Source organism: Bradyrhizobium icense (assembly GCF_001693385.1).
Lineage (GTDB): Bacteria > Pseudomonadota > Alphaproteobacteria > Rhizobiales > Xanthobacteraceae > Bradyrhizobium > Bradyrhizobium icense.
Genome location: NZ_CP016428.1, coordinates 6619987 through 6642998, shown reverse-complemented (window position 1 = coordinate 6642998; position 23012 = coordinate 6619987). Strand labels below are relative to the sequence as shown.

Below are 23012 nucleotides of genomic sequence, written 5' to 3'. Positions count from 1 at the left end.
CATGGCTGAACCATCAAAGCCAGGTTTGCGTGATCTGGATTCCGCGCAGGTGAAGAAACTCCTGTCGCTGGCGAGAGACCGCGGTCGAAATGCCAGCAAGAATGGAATCTCCTCGATTCCGGCGGTGCCGCGCGGCGGGCCATTGGAACTGTCCTTTGCACAGCAGCGGCTTTGGCTGCTGGCGCAGCTCGATGGCGCCAACGCCAATTATCACATTCGCGGCGCTTTGCAGCTTTCGGGTGATCTCGACGTCGATGCATGGCGGCGTGGCCTCGATCAGTTGTTTGCGCGTCACGAAGCGCTGCGGAGTGTCTTCCGCGCGGTCGAAGGAAGGCCTTGCGTCGAACTGTTGCCGGCCGATGCGCACCTGCCGGTGCTCGAGCATGATTTGCGGCAACAGGCGGATGCCGAGCAGGAACGCGCGCGCTTGTGCCGCGAGGAGGCCGATACGCCGTTCGATCTCGCCGCGGGCCCATTGATCCGCTGGCGACTCATCCGAACCGCCGAGACGAAATATCTGTTCCTGCTCACCCAGCATCACATCATATCCGACGGTTGGTCGATGGGTGTGCTCGTGCGCGAGCTGGGTGCTCTGTACCGAGCCTTCACGGCAGGCCGAAGCGATCCGCTGCCGCCACTGACGGCTCAATACCCGGACTTCGCTGTTTGGCAGCGGCAATGGCTGGCGGGCGAGCGATTGCAGCGGCAAGTCGACTATTGGCGGCAGGCGCTCGCGGGGGCGCCCGCGGTGCTCGAACTGCCGACGGACCGGCCGCGACCGCCAGTCAGGTCGCTCGCCGGTGCGTCGTTGCCGATCGAGATCGAGGCCGACCTTACGCTTGGCATCAAGCGATTCAGCCAGTCGCATCGCGCGACGGCATTCATGACGGTGCTGGCGGCATGGGCGGCGGTGTTGTCAAAACTTTCCGGGCAGACTGATCTCGTGATCGGTACGCCAACGGCCAACCGTAACAGGCGCGAAATCGAGAGCCTGGTCGGCTTCTTCGTCAACATGCTGGCGCTCCGCGTGGATTTATCGGGAGAGCCTGATGTGGCGGAGTTGCTCAACCGCGTGCGCGGCGTGGCGCTGGCGGCTCAGGATCACCAGGATCTGCCGTTCGAGCAACTCGTCGAGATCATTCAGCCGCCGCGGCGACTGGACCACACGCCGGTCTTCCAGGTCGTGTTCGCCTGGCAGAACAACGAAGCGGCGGTACTTGAATTGCCCGGCCTCAAGGCCGAGATTGCCGATATCCCGCTGCAGCAGGTCAAGTTCGATCTCGAGCTTAGTCTGGGCGAAGCGGACGGCCGCATCGTCGGCGCCTTGAACTATGCAACGGCACTGTTCGACGAAGCGACGATCAGGCGTCACCGGGACTATCTGCTGGTCTTGCTGCAGGCCATGGTCGATGACGCGGATCAAATCGTCGATCGGATCGATATCATCGACTCCGAGGAACGTAAGCTCGTTCTGGATACTTGGAACGAGACCGCTGAACCGTTCCCGTCCGAACGCTGCATCCACGAGCTGTTCGCTGAGCAGGTCCGAAAAGCGCCGGAAGCCATCGCGCTGGTTCACGAAGACGTTCGCCTGAGCTATGGCGAATTGGATGCGAAGGCCAACCAGCTCGCACGGCACTTGATCGCGTTGGGTGTGGGGCCGGATCAGCCGGTTGCGATCTGTCTTGAGCGCGGCATCGCCATGGTCGTCAGCCTGCTGGCCGTGCTCAAGGCGAGCGGCGCTTATCTGCCGCTGGATCCGGCCTATCCGGTGGAGCGGCTGCGCCAGATCGTCGAGGATGCGAAACCGAAATTGTTGATCGCGGATGCGGCCGGACGCGCAATCTTCGCGAATGTCGCGTGCGAGATCGTCGATCCCGACGCGTGTGCGCACGCCATCGCAGCGCTTGCGACATCGAATCCGCCTGACCTCGTCACGGGACTTTCTTCCCGGCATCTCGCCTACATCATCTACACGTCCGGCTCTACCGGGCGGCCTAAGGGGGTGATGGTCGAGCATCGCGGCCTGGTAAATCTGGCGCAGGCCCAGCGAACGCTGTTTGAGGTTTCCCCACACAGCCGCGTCGTGCAGTTTGCTTCGTTCAGCTTCGACGCCAGTACATGGGAAATTGTCATGGCCCTGTGCTCGGGGGCAGGGCTGTTTCTCGTCGGCCCGCGACAGCACCGCAATACGTCGGAACTGCTCGATTTTCTCGCGGACAACGCCATTACGCATGCGACCTTGCCGCCGGCCATGCTGCAGGGGCGGGATGATCTCCACAGGCTGGCGTCGCTGCAGGTGCTCGTCCTCGCCGGCGAATTGCCCAAGGCCGAACTGATCAAGGGACTGCCTTCGGGCGTTGCCGTCTTCAACGGCTACGGTCCGACGGAGGCAACCGTCTGTGCCACCACATGGCTGCGCCCGGCGGGCTTTGACGGCGACGTCGTCCCGATCGGCCGCCCGCTTCCCAACACACGGATCTATATTCTCGACAGGTTCGGTGCGCCCGTTCCGTTAGGGGCGACCGGCGAAATCTACATCGGCGGGGCAGGGGGCGCCCGCGGCTATCTCAATCGCGCCGATCTGACGGCGGAACGTTTCGTGCGCGATCCCTTCAGTGGCGACGCTACCGCGCGAATGTATCGCAGCGGCGATCTCGGACGTTACCTGCCGGATGGCAACATCGCGTTCCTCGGCCGCAACGATCATCAGGTCAAGATCCGCGGCTTCCGCATTGAATTGGGCGAGATCGAGTTTCGTCTTAATGAACACACCAGTGTGACCGATGCGGTGGTGCTGGTGCGTCGGGAACACAGCGGTGACCCACGGCTTGTCGCCTACGTGGCCGCGAAGGATGACGGCGTGAAACTTGACGCCGGTGAATTTGCGGCGGCGATGCGCAATCACCTCCGCGCGTGCCTGCCGGACTACATGATGCCGTCGGCGTTCGTGCGCCTGGATACACTGCCGCTCACGCCGAACGGCAAGGTCGACCGCAAGGCGCTGCCCGCGCCGGAGGATGATGCCTTTGCAAGGCGCAGCTTTGAGCCGCCGCAAGGGGAGACCGAGGAGGTCGTTGCAAAGATCTGGAGCGAGCTGCTCGGCGTCGATCAAATTGGACGCAACGATCACTTCTTTGAACTGGGAGGCCACTCGCTGCTCGCGGTCCGCATGCTGGAACGCTTGCAGCGGCATTCCCTGCGCGCTGATGTGCGCGCGCTGTTCGCCAATCCCGTGCTCGCCGATTTCGCCGCCAATCTTAATCGCGGCGCCGTTGCCGCTGTTCCCGCCAATCTGATCACGCCGCAGACGACGGCAATTACGCCTGAAATGTTGCCGCTGATCGCATTGAAGCAATTCGACATCGACAGCATCGTGGCCAGGATTCCCGGCGGCGTTGCCAACATCCAGGACATTTACGGCCTGTCGCCGCTTCAGGACGGTATCCTGTTTCACCATCTGCTTGCAGCGCAAGGCGATCCGTATTTGCTGATCGGCCAGATGGCGTTCGCAAGCCGCGACCTGCTCGACTGCTATCTTGCCGCCGTCCAGCAGGTGATCGATCGCCACGACATCCTCCGCACGTCCATTCAATGGGAGGGGCTATCCGCTCCGGCGCAGGTGGTATGGCGACGGGCTTCGTTGGCTGTTACCGAAGTCGTGTTGGATCGCGACAGTCCCGCGCACAAGCAGCTTGCGCAACGTTTCGACCCGCGCCGCAATCGGATCGATCTCGGCCAGGCGCCTCTGTTGCGATTTGCGGTCGCGCGCGATCCCGGCGAGGAGCGCTGGCTGCTCCTGGTATTGCTGCATCATTTGATCGGCGATCACTCTACGCTGGAGGTGATGCACGACGAGGTGCAGAAGATATTGCCGGGACGTACTCACGAGCTTTCGGTTCCGTATCCGTTCCGAAACCTGGTGGCGCAGTCGCGTGGATCGGCAGCCAGCGCGGAGCACGAGCGCTTCTTCCGCGGCATGCTGTCTGACATAGATGAGCCGACGACGCCGTTTGGGCTGGATCGCGTGCATGGCGACGGTGGTGGCGTGGCGGAAGCGCGGCGAATGCTGCCGGAACGGCTCAATGCACGACTCCGCATTTTAGCGAGGCGGCTGGGGGTGAGCCTTGCCAGTCTCTGCCATCTCGCCTGGGGGCAGGTGGTGGCGCGAAGCAGCGGACGCGAGAGCGTTGTGTTCGGCACGGTTCTGTTTGGCCGCATGCATGCGGGCGCCGGGGGCGATCGCACCATGGGGTTGTTCATCAATACATTGCCGCTGCGGCTCGATCTCGATGATACGGCGGTCGAGGAAAGCGTGCGTCAGGCGCATACCCGGCTGGCCGAACTGATGGCGCATGAACACGCCTCGCTGGCGCTCGCGCAACGATGCAGCGGTGTCGCCGCGCCGGCGCCCTTGTTCAGCTCGATCCTGAATTATCGGCACAACGCGAAGCCGGAGACTTTGTCCGCGGACAAGGGCGGTGCAGGCCCGCACGGCATCGAGTGGCTCGGCGGCGAAGAGCGTACCAACTATCCCTTGATGATGGCGGTCGAGGATTATGGCCAAGCGCTCGGCTTGACCGCTCAAATCGTCCATCCGCTCTCGGCCGATCGTATCTGCGCCTTGATGCAGCAGGCGCTCGATCAATTGGCGGAGGCGCTGGAACGCGCGCCTTGCTCTCCGGTCAGACAACTGGATGTCTTGCCTAATGAAGAGCGTCAGCTTTTGCTGGAGAAGTGGAATCGGGCGCAGGCGCAATATCCGCGAGACCGTTCATTCGTCGCGCAATTCGAGGCGGAGGTCCATCAATCTCCTGATGCGGTGGCGCTGGTGTTTGGCGATGCGGAGCTGAGCTATCGCGCGTTGAACGCGCGCGCCAATCGGCTGGCGCGGCGATTGCGCGAGCGCAGCGTCGGAACCGACGTGGTGGTCGGGTTGGCGCTGAAGCGCGGCGTCGAGATGATGGTCGCGATGCTGGCGGTACTGAAGGCCGGCGGGGCCTATCTGCCGCTCGATCCGAACTACCCGGCCGAACGGCTGGCGCACATGCTGTGCGACAGCGGCGCGGCGCTGGTGCTGACGCAAGGCACACTGCGCGATCAGTTCTCCCCGGTGCTGGAGGAGACCGGCGCCGAGGCCTGGCTGCTCGACGAGAAGGAAGACGGCGAGGGCAGTGATACGGATGACCTTGAAATTGGCGTGCACCCCGAAAGCCTCGCCTATGTGATCTACACCTCGGGCTCGACCGGCCTGCCCAAGGGCGTGATGGTGCGCCATGACGCCGTGACGAACTTTTTGGCGACCATGGCGGAGCGGCCGGGCATGACGGCCAAGGACCGCGTGCTCGGCCTGACCTCGCTGTCGTTCGATATCGCGGTGCTGGAGCTGTGGCTGCCGCTGACGATCGGCGCGTGCGTGGTGCTGGCGGACCGGGCGGCTGCGCATGATCCGGCGCGCCTCAAGGCGATGGTGGTGAAGCACGGCGTCACCATGATCCAGGCGACGCCCTCGGCCTGGCGGATGCTGCTCGATCATGACGGCCCATCGCTGCCCGCAAGCTGCCGCGTGCTCTGCGGCGGCGAGGCGCTGCCGCCCGATCTGGCGCGACGGCTGGTGGCGCAGGCCGGCGAAGTCTGGAACCTGTACGGCCCGACCGAGACCACGGTGTGGTCGGCCCGCCACCGTCTGGATGCCAAGGACGATCGTCCGCTTTTGGGCGGCCCGATCGGCAACACCACGCTGCATATTCTGGGTAACGACCTCAATCTCGCGCCGATTGGCGTGGCGGGCGAGCTCTATATCGGCGGCGCGGGTCTCGCGCGCGGCTACTGGCGGCGCGGCGCGCTGACCGCGGAACGCTTCATCCCCGATCCATTCGGCCCGCCGGGCGCACGGCTCTACCGCACCGGCGACGTGGCGCGGTGGCGCGCCGACGGCGTGATCGAGTATATCGGCCGCGCCGACCACCAGGTGAAGATCCGCGGTTTTCGGATCGAGCTCGGCGAGATCGAGGCGCGGCTTCTCGAACAGGATGGCGTGCGCTCGGCGGTCGTGGTCGCGCGCGAGGTTGGCGCTGCACGTCAGCTCGTCGGCTATGTCAGCGGCGCGGCGTGGCTGGATGCGGCCGCGCTCAAAGCCGCGCTGTCATCGGTGCTGCCGGACTACATGGTGCCGGCGCGGATTGTGGTGCTGGAGCGGCTGCCGCTGACACCGAACGGCAAGATCGACCGCAAGGCGCTGCCGGTGCCGGACCAGCTTGCGACATCAACCGAACGCGTCGCACCGCGCACGCCGGTGGAAACGGCGCTCGCCGAGATCTGGGCCGATCTGCTCAAACAGCCCGATATCGGCGTCACCGATAATTTCTTCGAGCTCGGCGGCGACTCTCTGACCGCTGTCCAGCTCGTCAGCCGCATCAAGCGCGATCTCGGCCACGACCTGCCACTGAACCGCCTGTTTGAAATGACGACCGTCGAAACGATGGCCGCCGCTCTTGCCCCGGAGATTTTGGTCGACAAGCGCAGCGACGACATCGCCGCGATGCTCGACATGTTGAAGGAAGTCGAACTTTCCGATGAGTGATATTGCCGCCACGCAGAAGCAGCAGCTTCGTGATATCTCACGGCGATTGATGCGTCTTGATGCCAGCAAGCAGCAAGCGTTCCTGACGCAGCTCGCGGCGAAAGGCGTCAATCTCGCCATGCTGCCGATTGCGCGCCAGGAGAAAACGCGGGCGCCGGTGTCCTTTGCGCAGTCGCGCCTCTGGTTTTTGTGGCGGATGGATCCGGACAGCGCCGCCTACAACATATCGGCGACGGTGCGGCTGCGAGGCCGGCTGCAACGGCACGCCCTGCAGCAAGCCTTCGATGCGCTGCTCGCCCGTCACAGCGCGCTTCGCACGGTATTCCGGCAAGAGGGCAAGGAGGCCGAGCAGGTCGTGTTCGACACGCAGCCGTTCACATTGCGGCATGTATCGCTCGATGGCGGTGACCGCGAAGAGCAGGCGCGTCGGCTGGCGCGGCAGGAAGCATCGCGGCCGTTCGATCTCGAAGTCGGCCCGCTCATGCGCGCTGCGTTGCTGAGGCTGAAGGAGGACCACCACGTTCTCGTCGTCAGCCTGCATCACATCGTCGCCGACGGCTGGTCGATGGGCTTGCTGGTTGATGAGTTCTGGCGCTTGTACGCGGCATATGCGTGCGGCGAGGCACCGGCTTGGCCGGAGCCTGATATTGAATATGCCGACTATGCCTGTTGGCAGCGGCTCTGGATGAGCGCTGTCGATGGCGAGCGCCAGGTCAACTACTGGACGGCGCGCCTTGCAGATCCGGCGGTGCTGCAGCTTCCAATCGATCGGGCGCGGCCCGCGGTTCCCGATCTCGCCGGCGCCGCGCTCCGCATGATGCTCGATCCGATGCTCGCCGACGGCTTGCGCGCGCTGGCGCGCCGGCATCAGACCACGCTGTTCGTCGTCCTGCTGGCGAGCTTCAAACTGCTGCTCTATCGCTACACCGGCCAATCCAACATCAGCGTCGGCGTGCCGGTCGCCAATCGTCACCGGGACGAGACGCGCGGCGTGATCGGGCTGTTCGTCAACACCCAGGTGCTTCGCACGCAGCTCGACGGGCGCGCGACGATCGCTGATTTCATTACAGCGGTCCGTTCGGCCACAATCGAAGCGCAGGAGAACCAGGACCTTCCGTTCGAGCGACTGCTGGAAATCCTGCAGCCGAAGCGCAGCCTGAGCCAGAATCCGCTCTTTCAGGTTCTCTACAATCATCAGCGCCAGCGCGGGCCGGGCCATCCGCCCGACCGCACCGACCTGCAGATCGAAAAGGTCGAGCCTGAAATCGACACGGTCAAGTTCGATCTCGCGCTCGACAGCGAAGAGGGGCCATCAGGGCAGATCCGCGCGATCTTTACCTACGCGACCGCGCTGTTCGAGCCGGCGACGATCGAGCGTCTTGCCTCGCACTGGATCACGATCCTGAACGCGATGGCTGAGGACGGTGCACAGTCGGTCGCCGGCGTGGCACTGCTATCGGCGCAGGAAATGGCCACGCTGCGCGAGTGGAACGGCAGGGGTGTCGGAACGGCCGCACCGTTTGCGCCGGTACACCAGACGGTCGCCCAGCTTGCCGCTGAAACACCCGACGCGCCGGCGCTTATCTTTGGCGACGAGGTGATCTCCTATGCCGAGCTTGACCGTCGCGCCAATCGGCTGGCGCATCGTCTGATCCGTTTGGGCGTCGGCCGTTCCGATCTGGTTGGTATCTCGGCGCGGCGCTCGCCGTCTCTCGTTGTCGCATTGCTGGCCATATTGAAGACCGGCGCGGCCTATCTTCCGCTCGATCCCGAACATCCGGCGAAACGGCAAGTCAGTACCATGCGCGATGCCGGCGTTCGCTTCGTGCTGGTTAATGAGGGTTCGGCACTGACGCCGCCGCCGTCCGGCATCGCGGCTGTCCCGCTCGACGCGAGCGATCTCGACCGGGAGGCGGAGAACGATCCCGGCATTGCCGTCGAAGCAACGAGTCTCGCCTATGTGATCTACACCTCGGGCTCCACCGGTATTCCGAAGGGGGTTGCGGTCGAGCACGGGCCGTTTGCGATGCATTGCGAGGTGACCGCCGGACTCTACGACATGCACCGGTACTCGCGCGAACTGCACTTCCTGTCTTTTACATTCGATGGCGCCCATGAGCGGCTCTGGACCGCGCTGACCTGCGGTGCGGCGCTCGTGATGCGTGACGAGAATCTGTGGTCGGCCGAACAGACGCTCGACGTTCTGCGCCAGCAGCGCGTCACCAATGCGGGCTTTCCGCCAGCCTATTTGCAGCAGCTCGCCGACTTTGCGGCGTGGCGCGGCGATCCGCCGCCGGTCGGGCTCTACTCATTTGGCGGCGAGGCGATGCCGAAGGCCGGGTTCGACAAGGTCAAGCGCGCGCTCAAGCCGCGGACATTGATCAACGGCTACGGCCCGACAGAGACCGTCGTGACGCCGCTGGTCTGGAAGGTCGATGCCAGCGAAGAGATCGAGGGCAACTATGCGCCGATCGGCCGCCCGGTGGGACGCCGCTCGGCCTATATTCTGGATGGCGATCTGAACGTCGTGCCGGTCGGCGTGACCGGCGAATTGTTCATCGGTGGCGAAGGACTGGCGCGCGGTTATTGGCGGCGCGCTGAACTGACGGCCGAGCGCTTTACTCCCGACCCCTTTGGTGCGCCCGGCGCGCGGCTATATCGTACCGGCGATCTGGCGAGATGGCGCGCCGATGGCGTCATTGAGTATGTCGGGCGCTCCGATCATCAGGTGAAAATCCGCGGCTTCCGGATCGAGCTCGGCGAGATCGAGGCGTGGCTGATGCGCCAGCCGGGCGTGCGATCGGCGGTCGTCATCGCCCGTGAAGCCGGCGTCACCCGTCAACTGGTCGGCTATGTCGCCGGCGACGGTCCGTTCGACGAAGCGGCAATGCGCGCCGCGCTCTCGGACGAATTGCCCGATTACATGGTGCCGGCCCGCATCGTGAAGCTCGAGCGGCTGCCGCTCACCGCGCACGGCAAGGTGGACCGCGAAGCACTGCCGGCGCCCGATGTGCAAGCTACTGCGGCCGGACACGTGGCGCCACGCACCGCGACCGAGGCGACGCTTGCTGCGATCTGGGCCGAGCTGCTTGGCCAGCCGGTGATTGGCGTTGACGACAATTTCTTCGAGCTCGGCGGCGATTCCATCATCTCGCTGCAACTGGTCGGGCGCGCCCGGCAGGCGGGCCTCGCGATCGAACCGCGTGACGTTTTCCGGCACCAGACCCTGCAGGAGTTGGCGCGGGCTGCGCGCATCGAACGGCCGGTGGAGGCGGCGGCTCCCGAAGAATATCTCTATGGCAGCGAACATCCGCTGCTGCCAATCCAAGCGCGGTTCTTCAGCGAGGATGCCGGGGAACGTCATCACTGGAATCAGGCCGTCTTGTTGATGCCGAAGTCGCGGCTGGATTGGGCGAACGTGGAACGCGCGGTCGCCGCCGTCGTGGCGCATCACGATGCCTTGCGTCTTGGCTTTAGGGAAGTCGATGGCGCTTGGCGCGCAATCTATGGCGCCGCGCCGGCAGCTTCGGAGTTGTTGTGGATTCGGAGCGGCATTCGCGATGCCGCCGAGGTAACGGCCGTCGCTTCTTCCGCCCAGGCCAGCCTGTCGCTGGCAGGGCCGCTGCTGCGCGTGGTCGGCATGGAGCTTGCCGACGGCAGCCAGCGGCTCCTCATTGTGGTGCACCACCTCGTCATCGACGGCGTATCGTGGCGCGTGCTGCTCGAAGACTTTGCGGCGGCGTACGGACAGCTTCAGCAAGACGCAGCGTCGATCGCGCTGGCGAGGAGTCAATCCTACGCATCCTGGGGTGCGCGGTTGCAGGCCTATAGCGGCAGCGAGGAACTGTCTGACGAGTTGCCCTATTGGCTTGAACGAGGTTCGCGCGCCGATCTGCCCTGCGACGACGACCATGGTGATGTCGACCGCGTTGTCGACGGCGAGGAAATCCTGCTGGCATTCGATGCCGGGCTGACGACGCGGCTGCTGAAGGAGGCGCCGTCCGCCTACCGGACCCAGGTCAACGATCTGCTGCTGGCAGCATTGGCGCGGGCGGTATCGCGCTGGAGCGGAACTGAGGATGTTCTCGTCGAGCTTGAAGGCCACGGCCGCGAGGACATCTTTGCTGGCGTGGATATCTCCCGCACGGTCGGCTGGTTCACCACCGCTTTCCCAGTGCGCCTGCCGGGCGGCGCCGGCGATGACGCTTCGCTGATCAAATCCGTGAAGGAAGAGCTTCGGGCGATTCCCGCGCGCGGGCTGGGCTTCGGCGTATTGCGCTATCTCGGCACCGAGGCGCAGCGCCATGCGCTGGCCGCGCTGCCCGAGCCACGTATCGTTTTCAACTATCTCGGCCAGTTCGATTCCAGCGTAGGTGAGGGCACGCCGTTCCGGCTTGCGCCTGAGAGCGCCGGGCCGTCGCGCAGCGACAGCGCGCCGCTTGGCCGCTGGCTGAGCATCAACGGCCAGGTGCGGGAAGGCCAGCTACGGTTGTCGTTCAGCTACGGCCGCAGGCGTTACCGGCGAGCCGCGATCGAATGCCTCGCAGAACACTATGCGGCGGCGCTGAGAGAACTCGTCGACCATTGCACAAGCGGCGCCCGCGGCCTCACGCCATCGGACTTCGCATTGTCGGGCTTGAGCCAGACCGACCTCGATCTCCTGGGCGCGACGGTCGATTGCCGCGAGATCGAAGACATCTATCCGCTGTCGCCGATGCAGCAGGGCATGCTGTTCCATGCGCTGCGCGACGGCGAAAGCGGCAACTACGTCAATCAGGTCGGCCTCGAACTACGAGGCCTCGATCCCGGCAGGTTGCGCGCAGCCTGGCATGAGGTCAGCGCGCGCCACGCGGTGCTGCGGACCGGCTTTGCCTGGCGCGAGCTGTCGGGCGCGGCACAGCAAGTGGTATATCGCCATGCGACGCTGCCATTCGTGGAAGAAGACTGGCGCGAACGGGCCGGAGCCATGGACTGCGGCGAACTCGATGCGGCGCTGGCAAAGGCGTCGCAGGCCGAACGCGCCAAGGGTTTTGACCTGTCGCAGGCGCCGTTACAGCGTGTGCGGTTGATCCGGCTTGACGAAAGCCGCCACTGGTTGATCTGGACGCATCATCATATCCTGCTGGATGGCTGGAGTTCGGCGCGGCTGGTGGCCGAGATATTGCAACATGAGCGCGGCCATCGTTTGCCTGCCGTGCAGGGTCGCTACCGCGACTACATCGCCTGGCTGCAACGGCAGGACCGCGACGCGTCGGCGACGTTCTGGCGCACGGCGTTGGCGGAATTGGATGAGCCGGGCTTCCTGGCCGAAACGCTGGGGGGACCTGCAGCCACCGGTGCATCCGGCCATGGTTCGCTCGACCTGCTTCTCAACGCCGATCTGACTGCAAAGCTGCAGGCATTTACTAAGCGCGAGCGCATCACGCTGAATACCCTGTTGCAGGGCGCCTGGGCGCAACTGTTGCGCCGTCATACCGGCCAGCGCGTGGTCTGCTTCGGCGCGACGGTGTCGGGCAGGCCGGCAGAGATCGGCGGGTCCGAAGACATGGTCGGCCTGTTCATCAACACCCTGCCGGTCGTGGATCGGGCGAGCCCGCAAACCGATATTGGTGCGTGGCTTCGGGATCTGCAGGAACGCAACGTCGATTTGCGCGATCACGGCTGGATGCCGCTCTACGAGATCCAGCGCCTCGCCGGACGATCCGGCCGGCCGCTGTTCGACAACATCCTGGTGTTCGAGAACTATCCGATCGATCAGGCGTTGCGCGGCGAGAACGAAAGCGGTCGCCGTTTCGGACGGGTCGAGCAGGTCTCGATCACCAACTATGCCCTGACGGTGGCGGTATTCGCCAGGGCCGACGGCATCAATCTCGGTTTCCGCTACGACCGAGCCCGGTTCGATGAAGACCAGATCAGATATCTGCAGCTCACGCTGTCGCGCCTCCTTGCCGGGATCGTCGCGGACGCTTCCCGGCCGCTGGGTGAACTCAGCGGTCTCGATGCCGACGAGGTTCGGAAGGTGCTTGGCTGGAGCGGCGGCTTCGCCAAGGCTCCGAACGCTGGCAACAGCATCGTCGCTCAGATCGAGGCGCGTGCCGCCGCTGTGCCATCCGCTATTGCGTTGGTGTTTGGCGGCCAGGAGGTCAGCTATGCCGATTTGAACGCTCGTGCCAATCGCTTGGCGCGGCGGCTGCACGACCACGGCATCGGTCGCGACCTGTTGGTCGGCCTTGCGCTGGAGCGCAGCGTTGAACTGATCGTGGGTGTTCTCGCGGTGCTGAAAGCCGGTGGGGCCTATCTGCCGCTCGATCCCGACTATCCGCCGGACCGCCTTCTGCACATGCTGCGCGATAGCGGAGCGGCGCTGGTGCTGACGCAGGGCCGGTTGCAGGGGCGCCTTGCGCCTGTGATCGCGGAAGCTGCCGTCGAGGCCTGGACCATCGACGAAGCGATCGGGGTTCCGTCAGGAGAGCCGGTCCGCAATCCGGACGTCGCGCTGCATCCGGATAGCCTCGCCTACGTGATGTACACGTCGGGATCGACGGGCGTCCCTAAGGGCGTCGCGTGCACGCATGGCGCGCTGGCGGCGCGGCTTGGTTGGATGCAGGCGGAATATCGCCTCGATGCCGGCGAGACCTTGCTGCAGAAAACGCCGTTCAGCTTCGACGTCTCGGTCTGGGAGATCCTTTGGCCGCTCGCAACCGGTGCTCGGCTTGCGATTGCAGCGCCAGGCGCGCATCGCGAACCGCGGCTTCTGGCTGATGCCATCGTCACTCACGAGGTGACAACGCTCCATTTCGTGCCGCAGATGCTCGAACATTTTGTTGCCGAGTCTGAGGCGAAACGCTGCGTCACCCTGAAGCGGCTATTTGCCGGAGGCGAAGCCTTGCCGGCGGAGTTGAAGGCGCGGGTGATCGCAGCTTTCCCCAATGTGCGTTTCGATAATCGCTACGGTCCGACCGAAGCCTTGATTAACGCCACGTTCTGGAACTGTCACGACGATGGCGCAGCGCGGGTGCCGATCGGACGGCCGATCCCGGGTACGGCAATTCGTATCCTCGACACCGATCTGAACCTGGTCCCCGCCGGCGTGACCGGCGAATTGTTCATTGGCGGAGCAGGGCTGGCGCGGGGGTACTGGCGACGTCAGGCGCTGACGGCGGAGCGTTTCATTCCCGATCCCTTCGGCCGCCCTGGCGCGCTTCTATATCGAACGGGTGATTTGGCGCGCTGGCGCGCCGACGGCGCGATCGAGTATGTCGGGCGATCCGATCATCAGATCAAGATTCGGGGATTCCGCATTGAGCTCGGCGAGATCGAGGCACGGCTCGTCGAGCAGCCCGGTGTCCGCTCTGCGGTGGTGGTGGCGCGCGAGATCGGATTGAGCCGCCAGCTCATCGGTTACGTCAGTGGCGCGAGTGAGTTGGAGGAACAGGTCCTGCGGACGGCGCTGTCGGGCGTTCTGCCTGATTACATGGTGCCGTCGCGGATCGTGTTGCTGGAGCGGCTGCCTCTGGCGCCGAACGGCAAGATCGATCGCCACGCACTCCCGGCACCTGACGTGGCCTACAGCGGCGCCGAGTATCAGGCGCCGCGCACGCCGGCCGAAATGGCGCTCGCGGCGATCTGGGCCGAACTGCTCGGCCGGCCTGCTGTCGGCCTCGCCGACAACTTCTTCGAGCTCGGCGGCGATTCGATCATCTCCCTGCAGATGGTGAGCCGGGCTCGCCGCGCCGGTTACCTGATCGAACCCCGCGATGTGTTTCAGCATCAGACGCTCGAAGCGCTGGCGCTCGCGGCGCGCGCCGAGCAGCGCAGCGAACCGCTCGCCGATCAGGGGGCAGTCACAGGCCCGCATGCGTTGTTGCCGATCCAGGCCCGGTTCTTTGCGGAGGACGCAGGAAACCGCGATCACTGGAATCAGGCGGTGCTGCTGCGGCCGAGAGACCGCATCGACTGGGACATTATGCGGCGTGCGATCGCCGCAGTGGTCGACCATCACGACGCGCTGCGGCTGCGCTTCGAAGACGCCGAAAGAACGTGGCGCGCGGAGCACGGCGCTGCACCCGCCGCCGCGGATTTGCTTTGGATAAGAAACGCGGCCGACGAGGAAGCCGTGACGGCGTTGGCATCCTCGGCGCAGGCAAGTCTTTCGATATCGAGGGGTCTGTTGCTGCGTGCGGTCGGGATCGACGTCGCCTATGACACTCAGCGTCTCCTGATCGTGATCCATCATCTGGCTGTCGACGGCGTGTCATGGCGGGTTCTGCTGGAAGACATCTCCGCCGCTTACGCGCAGCTCGCGAAAGGCGACGCGACGGTTGCGCTTCCACCGAAGAGCCATGCCTATGCCGCGTGGGGTGGGCGACTGCACGCTTATGCGGCATCGCCCGAACTGGCGGCGGAACTGTCCTACTGGGTCGATCGCCGTGCGAATGCGGATATTCCCTGCGATGACGACCATGGCGGCATCGACTATGTCGCCGATGCCGATGAGGTCTTGCTCACGTTCGAGCGGGAATTGACACAGCGCCTGCTGACGGATGCGCCGTCCGCCTATCGTACGCAGATCAACGATCTTCTTCTCGCAAGTCTCGCGCGTACTGTCTGGCAATGGAGCGGAAAGGACGATGTGCTGGTCGAACTGGAGGGCCACGGCCGCGAGGATCTGTTCGACGATCTCGACATCTCGCGCACCGTCGGCTGGTTCACCACCGCCTTTCCCGTGCGGCTGGCCGGCGGGTCGCAGGACCCCTCGTCACTCATCAAGACCGTGAAGCAGGAACTTCGCGGCATTCCCGGGCGGGGGCTCGGCTATGGCGTATTGCGCTATCTCGGCTCTAAGGAGCGGCGCGCGGCGCTGTCTGACGTTGCCGGGCCAAAGATTGCGTTCAACTATCTCGGCCAGATCGACGGCGGTGTTGGCGACGCGGCATTGTTCGCCATGGCATCGGAAAGCGCGGGCCCCTCGCGCGACGCATCGAGCCCGTTGCGGCGTTGGCTCAGCGTGAACGGCACCGTGCGCGACGGCCAGTTGCGGCTCTCGTTCGGCTTCGGTCGTAAACGCTATCGGCGCGAGACGATCGAGCGGTTGGCTGGATTGTACGAAATGGCGCTGCGCGAGTTGGTCGATCACTGCACCAGCGGCGCCTGCGGCTTGACGCCGTCGGATGTGGCATTGTCGGGCCTTGATCAGGCCGATCTCGACGGACTGGAGTTGGATTGGCGGGAGATCGAGGACATCTATCCGTTGTCGCCGATGCAACAGGGCATGCTGTTCCATGCGATGCACGACGGCGAGAGTGGGCTTTACGTCAACCAGGTCGCCGCGGAAGTGCGCGGTCTCGATGCCGGAAAGCTCCATCGCGCCTGGCAGGCGGTCAGCGATCGCCATGCGGTGCTGAGAACGGGTTTCGTCTGGCGCGACCTGTCAGGCTCGCCGCAACAGATCGTCTATCGCCGTGCTGAAGTGCCGTTCGTCGAGGAGGACTGGCGCGCGCGTACTGCGGCGTTGGAGCAGTCCGAGTTGGAGGCTGCGCTGGGCGAAGTTTCGCGGTGCGAACGGGTCGAAGGGTTTGATCTGTCGAAGCCGCCCCTGCAGCGGGTGCGGCTGATCCAGCTCGGTGAGGATCGTCATTGGCTGATCTGGACGCACCATCACATCCTTCTCGACGGATGGAGTTCGGCGCGGCTGATCGCCGAGGTGATGCAGCATGACAGCGACGGCCGGTTGCCGACATTGCATCGGCGCTATCGCGACTACATCGGTTGGCTGCAGAGCCGGGACCGCGATGCATCGGCGGCGTTCTGGCGCAGCGCGATGGAAGGGCTGGAAGAACCGAGCTTCCTTGCAGGAGGTTCGATCGAACATGCCGACGCGGAGGCGCCCGGTCACGGCATGCTTGCGCTGGAGCTGGATGTTGCCGCGACTGAACGTCTGCAACAATTTGCCGCGCGCGAGCGCGTGACGCTGAACACGCTGGTGCAGGCGGCTTGGGCGCAACTGCTACGGCAGTATACAGGGCAGGGAGCGGTTTGCTTCGGCGTTACCGTATCAGGCAGGCCGCCGGAATTGGCCGGCGCCGAGGATATCGTGGGCCTGTTCATCAACACCTTGCCCGTCGTCGACGATGTCGGCCCGCAGCAGAAAGTCGGCGCATGGCTGCGCGAACTGCAGGATCGCAATCTGACCTTGCGCGAATATGGCTGGACGCCGCTCTACGAGATCCAGCGCCTGGCGGGACGTCCCGGGCGGCCGCTGTTCGACAGCATCCTGGTGTTCGAGAACTATCCGGTCGACCGCGCGCTGATGGGAAAGAACCGACAGATCCGGGTCGGCGAGACCAGGATCGTCGAGACCAGCAACTATCCGCTGTTTGCGAGCATCGGCCTCGATGAGCGATTGCGGTTGGTCTTCAACTATCAGCGCAGGCATTTCGATGAGATGCAGATCGCGCGGTTGCAGCGCGGCTTTGTGCGGCTGATGGAAGCGTTGAGCGCCGATGCCGACCGGACCGTCGGCATGATCGCGGCCAGCGATCCGGCTGAGGATGCGCTGCTCTCACGGGTGAACGATACGCGCTGCGATGCGCCGCGTCGGGGAATTGTCGAGCAGTTCGAAGAACAGGTCCATCAATCTCCTGATGCGGTGGCGCTGGTGTTTGGCGACGAGAAGCTGAGCTATGCCGAGTTGAACGGACGGGCCAACCGGCTGGCGAGGCGATTGCGCGAGCGCGGTGTCGGAACCGACGTGGTGGTGGGGCTGGCGCTCGACCGCGGCGTCGACATGATGGTCGCGCTGCTGGCGGTATTGAAGGCGGGCGGGGCCTATCTGCCGCTCGATCCGGACTATCCGGCGGAGCGGCTGGCGCACATGCTGCGCGACAGCGGTGCGGCGCTGGTGCTGACGCAGCGAACGCTGCTGGATCAGTTTACGCTCGTGCTGGAGGAGACCGGCGCGGAGGCCTGGTTGCTCGACGGGAAGGAAGGAGAGGGCACTGATGCCGGCAATTTGGATGTCGCCGTCCATCATCCCGAAAGCCTCGCCTATGTGATCTACACCTCGGGCTCGACCGGCCTGCCCAAGGGCGTGATGGTGCGTCACGACGCGGTCACGAATTTTCTGGCGACGATGGCGGAGCGGCCGGGCATGACGGCCAAGGACCGCGTGCTTGGTCTGACGTCGCTGTCGTTCGACATCGCGGTGCTGGAATTGTGGCTGCCGCTGACGCTCGGGGCATGCGTGGTGCTGGCGGATCGGGCGGCTGCGCATGATCCGGCGCGGCTCAAGGCGATGGTGGTCAAGCACGGCGTCACCATGATCCAGGCGACGCCCTCGGCCTGGCGTATGCTGCTCGATCATGACGGCCCATCGCTGCCCGCGAGCTGCCGCGTGCTGTGCGGCGGCGAGGCGCTGCCGCCGGATCTGGCGCGGCGGCTGGTGGCGCAGGCCGGCGAAGTCTGGAACCTGTACGGCCCGACCGAGACCACGGTGTGGTCGGCCCGCCACCGCCTCGATGCCAAGGACGATCGTCCGCTTCTCGGCGGCCCGATCGGCAACACCACGCTGCATATTCTGGGTAACGACCTCAATCTCGCGCCGATTGGCGTGGCGGGCGAGCTCTATATCGGCGGCGCGGGTCTCGCGCGCGGCTACTGGCGGCGCGGCGCGCTGACCGCGGAACGCTTCATCCCCGATCCGTTCGGCCCGCCGGGAGCGCGGCTCTACCGCACCGGCGACGTGGCGCGATGGCGCGACGATGGGGTGATCGAATATATCGGCCGCGCCGACCACCAGGTGAAGATCCGCGGTTTTCGGATCGAGCTCGGCGAGATCGAGGCGCGGCTTCTCGAACAGGCTGGCGTGCGCTCGGCGGTCGTGGTCGCGCGCGAGGTTGGCGCTGCCCGCCAGTTGGTCGGCTATGTCAGTGGCGAAACGTTGATGGATGGGACAGCACTCAAGACCGCGCTCTCAGCGCTACTGCCTGACTACATGGTGCCGGCGCGGATTGTGGTGCTGGAGCGGCTGCCGCTGACGCCGAACGGCAAGATCGACCGCAAGGCGCTGCCGGTGCCGGACCAGCTTGCGACATCAACCGAACGCGTCGCACCGCGCACGCCGGTGGAAACGGCGCTCGCCGAGATCTGGGCCGATCTGCTCAAACAGCCCGATATCGGCGTCACCGATAATTTCTTCGAGCTCGGCGGGGACTCGATCATTTCGCTGCAGATGGTGAGCCGCGCGCGCCGCGAGGGCGTACTCATCGAGGCGCGCGATGTCTTCCGGCATCAGACGATCGAAGCGCTGGCCGCGTTGTCCCACGATGTCGGCCCGAACAAGGACACTCCGGCACCAGCGCGCGGCTCGCTGTCGGGTTTGACCAGCGAACAGCTCGATCGGCTCGATCTCGACTGGAACCGCATCGAGGACATCTACCCGCTGTCGCCGATGCAGCAGGGCATGCTGTTCCATAGCCTGCGCGATGCCGGCAGCGGTGTCTACGTCAATCAGGTCAGCGTTGAAATCCGCGGGCTTGACGCCGTGCGCCTCGGAAGAGCATGGCGCGAGGTGACTGCACGCCATCAGATGCTTCGGACCGGATTCCTGTGGCGCGAGCTTGCCGGGTCTCCGCTGCAAGCCGTCTATCGCGAGGCCGTCGCGCCGTTCGAACGGGAAGACTGGCGCGGGCAAACCATCAATGAGGACCGGATTGCGGCGGCGCTTGCCGGCGAGCGCGCCGCCGAGTTCGATCTATCGATGCCGCCGCTGCAGCGCGTGCGGCTGCTGCGCCTCGAGGACGATCTCTATCGCCTGATCTGGACCTATCATCACATCCTGATGGACGGATGGAGTTCGGCAAGGTTCGTCGGGGAAGTGCTGGAATGCTATTATAGCGGCGCGCCCGCGGCGAACCCGACGCGTTACCGCGATTACATCGCCTGGCTTCTGGCGCAGGACGCCAAGGCTGCCGAAGCCTTCTGGCGCGAACAGCTCAAGAGCTTCGAAGAGCCGACGCAACTGGCCGATGCCTTCGGCTCGCGCCGTCATCAAGCATCCGGCCACGAGCGCTGTTACACGCGGCTCGGAGAAACGGCGACCGCGGAGCTGAAAGCATTCGCGCGCCGCGAGCGGATCACGCTCAACACTGTCGTTCAAGGCGTATGGGCGCTGTTGCTGCACCGCTATACCGGCCAGCAGACCGTGACGTTTGGCGTTACGGTTGCCGGCCGCCCGGTTAGCCTCGACGGATCGCAGCAGATGCTCGGGCTCTTTATTAACACCTTGCCCGTGATCGAAACGCCAGCATCCACGGGCACTGTCGGAGAATGGCTGCGGGCGCTTCAGGATCGCAATTCGGCGATCCGGGATTACGAACATACGCCGCTCTACGACATCCAGAGCTGGGCCGGCCGCGCCGGTCAGGCCATGTTCGACAGCATCATCGTGTTCGAAAACTATCCGATCGAACGCAGCATGCACCGGGGCGACGGCTCGCTGCAGTTCGGCGGCCTCAGGAATGTCGACGTGACGAACTATCCGATGGACCTGTCGGTGCTCGTCGAGGACACGCTTCAGATCGAGTACACCTATATGCCGAGCCATTTTGCGGCAACACAGGCGACGCAGATCAAGGCGCAGTTCGAGCAACTGCTGGCCGCGCTGACCCGCGATTCGTCGGCGTTGCTCGGCAGCATCGATCCGGTCACGGCGATCGACGCCGCTCTCGCCGAAAACTGCAATCGCCACGCGACGTCAGCGGTCGCATTGCCGCTGGTTCACGAGTCGATCAGCATCCACGCGCGGCGGCATCCGGAGCGGACGGCGCTTACCATCGGCGGCACAACGCTCTCGTTCGGTACGCTCGAGGCCAGGGCCAATCGTCTTGCCCATCACCTGATCGGCCGGGGGCTGAAGCCCGAGCAGCGCGTTGGTGTTGTGGTCGAGCGAACCGAAGCCACAATGGTAGCGCTGCTGGCGGTCCTGAAGGCGGGCGGGGCCTACGTCCCGCTCGACCCGGAGATTCCGGCCGAGCGGCGCGTCTTCGTCATGCGCGATGCCGGGATATCGTTCCTGCTGACGGGACAGCTCGATATCCGGGAAGGCATCGATGGTGTCGAGAGAATCTCCCTTGCGACATTCGATTTCGATGCCGGACCGGATCATGCGCCGCAACCAGACTTGCACGCCGATAATCTCGCTTACCTCATCTACACGTCCGGCTCGACGGGCACGCCAAAAGGCGTGGCCGTCGCTCATGGGCCGCTGGCGATGCACTGTCACGTCACGGGCAGGCTTTACGAGATCGACGAGAGCTCGTGCGAGCTGCATTTCCTGTCGCTGGCCTTCGATGGTGCCCATGAACGCTGGCTGACGGTGTTGTCGCACGGCGCGCGGCTCTTGATGCGCGACGCCGAATTGTGGACGCCGGAGCAGACCGTCGAAAACCTGCATGCGCATCAGGTCACGCATATCGGGTTGCCGCCGGCCTATCTGCAGCAGGTTGCGGAGGCGGTCGAGCAGGCGGGTAATCCGCCGCCGGTCAAACTGTACTCGTTCGGTGGCGAGGCAATGCCGAAGGCTGGCTTCGACAAGGTCAGGCGCGTTCTGAAACCGCGGATATTGATCAACGGCTACGGTCCGACCGAAACCGTCGTCACGCCGCTGGTCTGGAAGGTCGATGGAACTGGCGAATGCGAGACGCCGTACGCGCCGATCGGTTTGCCGGTCGGCGACCGCCGCGCCTACATTCTCGACAGTTCGCTCAACATCATTCCCGCCGGTGTCGCTGGCGAGCTCTATCTCGGCGGCTTCGGGCTGGCGCGCGGCTATCACGGCAAGGCGGGCATGACCGCCGAGCGCTTCGTGCCTGATCCATTCTCTGCGCTGCCGGGGGGGCGGCTTTACCGGACCGGCGACCTCGCGCGCTGGCGCGAGGACGGTACCGTCGAATATCTCGGCCGCAGCGACGACCAGGTCAAGGTCAACGGCTTCCGGATCGAGCTTGGAGAGATCCAGACCTCGCTGCTTCGTCACGTGGAGATCGAGCAGGCGGCCGTGCTGGCGTTGCCGGGCTCGGCTGGAAACCAGCTCGTGGCCTATGTCGCGCCGAAGGCTGCAAAGGACGCAGCGGGAGATGCTGCCGAGGCGTTGGTCGAGGGATTGACCTCCTTCCTCAAGCTGACTCTGCCGGTCTACATGGTGCCGGCGCGGATCATGGTGCTTGAGCGACTGCCGGTGTTGTCGAGCGGCAAGGTTGACCGGCGTGCACTGCCGGCGCCCGACTCGGCCGGGCGAAGCTTTGTGGCTCCGCAAGGGCCGGCCGAAACTGCGATGGCGCGCCTGTGGGCCGACATCCTCAAGCTGCCGCAGGTCGGCGTCACCGATAATTTCTTCGAGCTCGGCGGCAATTCGATTCTGAGTCTCAAGGTCGTGGCCCGGCTTCGGCAGGACAAGACGTTTGGCATCGAGATCAAGCTTCGCGATCTCCTGCAAAAGCCGACGATCCGCGCGCTGCTCGCGGACAACGCTTCCTCGACGCCCGTCGCTGCGCCGCCGCCGACAGCGCTGCTGCCGCTGAATGCCGCGGTTCACGGCGCGCATCCGGTGTTCTGCGTGCACGGTGGTTTCGGTACCGTTTTCGATTATGGGCCGCTGGCGCGCCGCCTCGAAGAACGCCGGCAGGTGATCGGGCTGCAGTCCAGGATGCTGGTCGACAGTTCGTGGAGCGACCGGTCGCTCGAAACGATGGCGGCCGACTATGCGAGCGAAATCAGGCGGGTTCAGCCGCAAGGTCCCTATAGCTTGATCGGCTGGTCGCTCGGAGGCCTTCTCGTCACGCTTGTTGCAGCCGAGCTCGAACGGAGCGGTGAACGCGTCGATTGTCTCCTGATGGTCGATAGCTTTGTGCTGCGTGAGCACGGCGGATCGGATCGGCAGGCAGCGGCAGCCCACTGGATCGATGATCTCGCGGGATTGCTGTCGGCCGTTCTGCCGCACGCCGCGGCCGTTCGTATCAGTTCGCATGTGGAGGAGGCGAAGGCCGCAGGCATGCCGGAGACATCCGAGAGCGTCCGGCGCCTGGTCGCACAGATATTGGGGGAGCGAACTTCGGCGGACGGCATGCTGCTCGGCGTCGACGACCTATCAGCAGCCTTCGCAGTCGGCCGGCACCTCAAGACCCTGACGCAGAACGCGGCGCCGCCGCGGCGTCTTGCGACCAAGCCATTGTGCTGGTGGACGTCGGGCCGCCTGACGCAGCGCGATCGGCTGGAGACACAACTGCCTGACGCCATTGACCGCGGCGTCGTCGGCGACAATCACTTCACGATCCTGAAGGATGCCGGCTTGCTCGATGAGATCTGCGGCCTGCTCGTGCCGGAGACGGCATCGATAGCGTCGCAGGATACGGTGCCCGAGCCGGCGGAGTGA

The 23012-nt window shown here is 64.9% G+C and carries 2 protein-coding genes; both read left to right on the top strand.

What is annotated here, in order from left to right; translation table 11 throughout:
- Position 1 precedes the first annotated feature (1 nt).
- The gene (locus LMTR13_RS30755; RefSeq protein WP_065731042.1) at positions 2-6583 is read left to right on the top strand and encodes a non-ribosomal peptide synthetase; all 6582 of its coding nucleotides are present in this window, start codon (positions 2-4) and stop codon (positions 6581-6583) included.
- Entirely contained in the window at positions 6576-23012 is a 16437-nt protein-coding gene (locus LMTR13_RS30750) for a non-ribosomal peptide synthetase (protein ID WP_065731041.1), read from the top strand. Before LMTR13_RS30755 ends, LMTR13_RS30750 begins: the two co-directional genes overlap by 8 nt.

Coding starts and splice junctions, on each gene's coding strand:
- LMTR13_RS30755 (WP_065731042.1), top strand. CDS start 2: ATGGCTGAACCATCAAAGCCAGGTTTGCGTGATCTGGATTCCGCGCAG.
- LMTR13_RS30750 (WP_065731041.1), top strand. CDS start 6,576: ATGAGTGATATTGCCGCCACGCAGAAGCAGCAGCTTCGTGATATCTCA.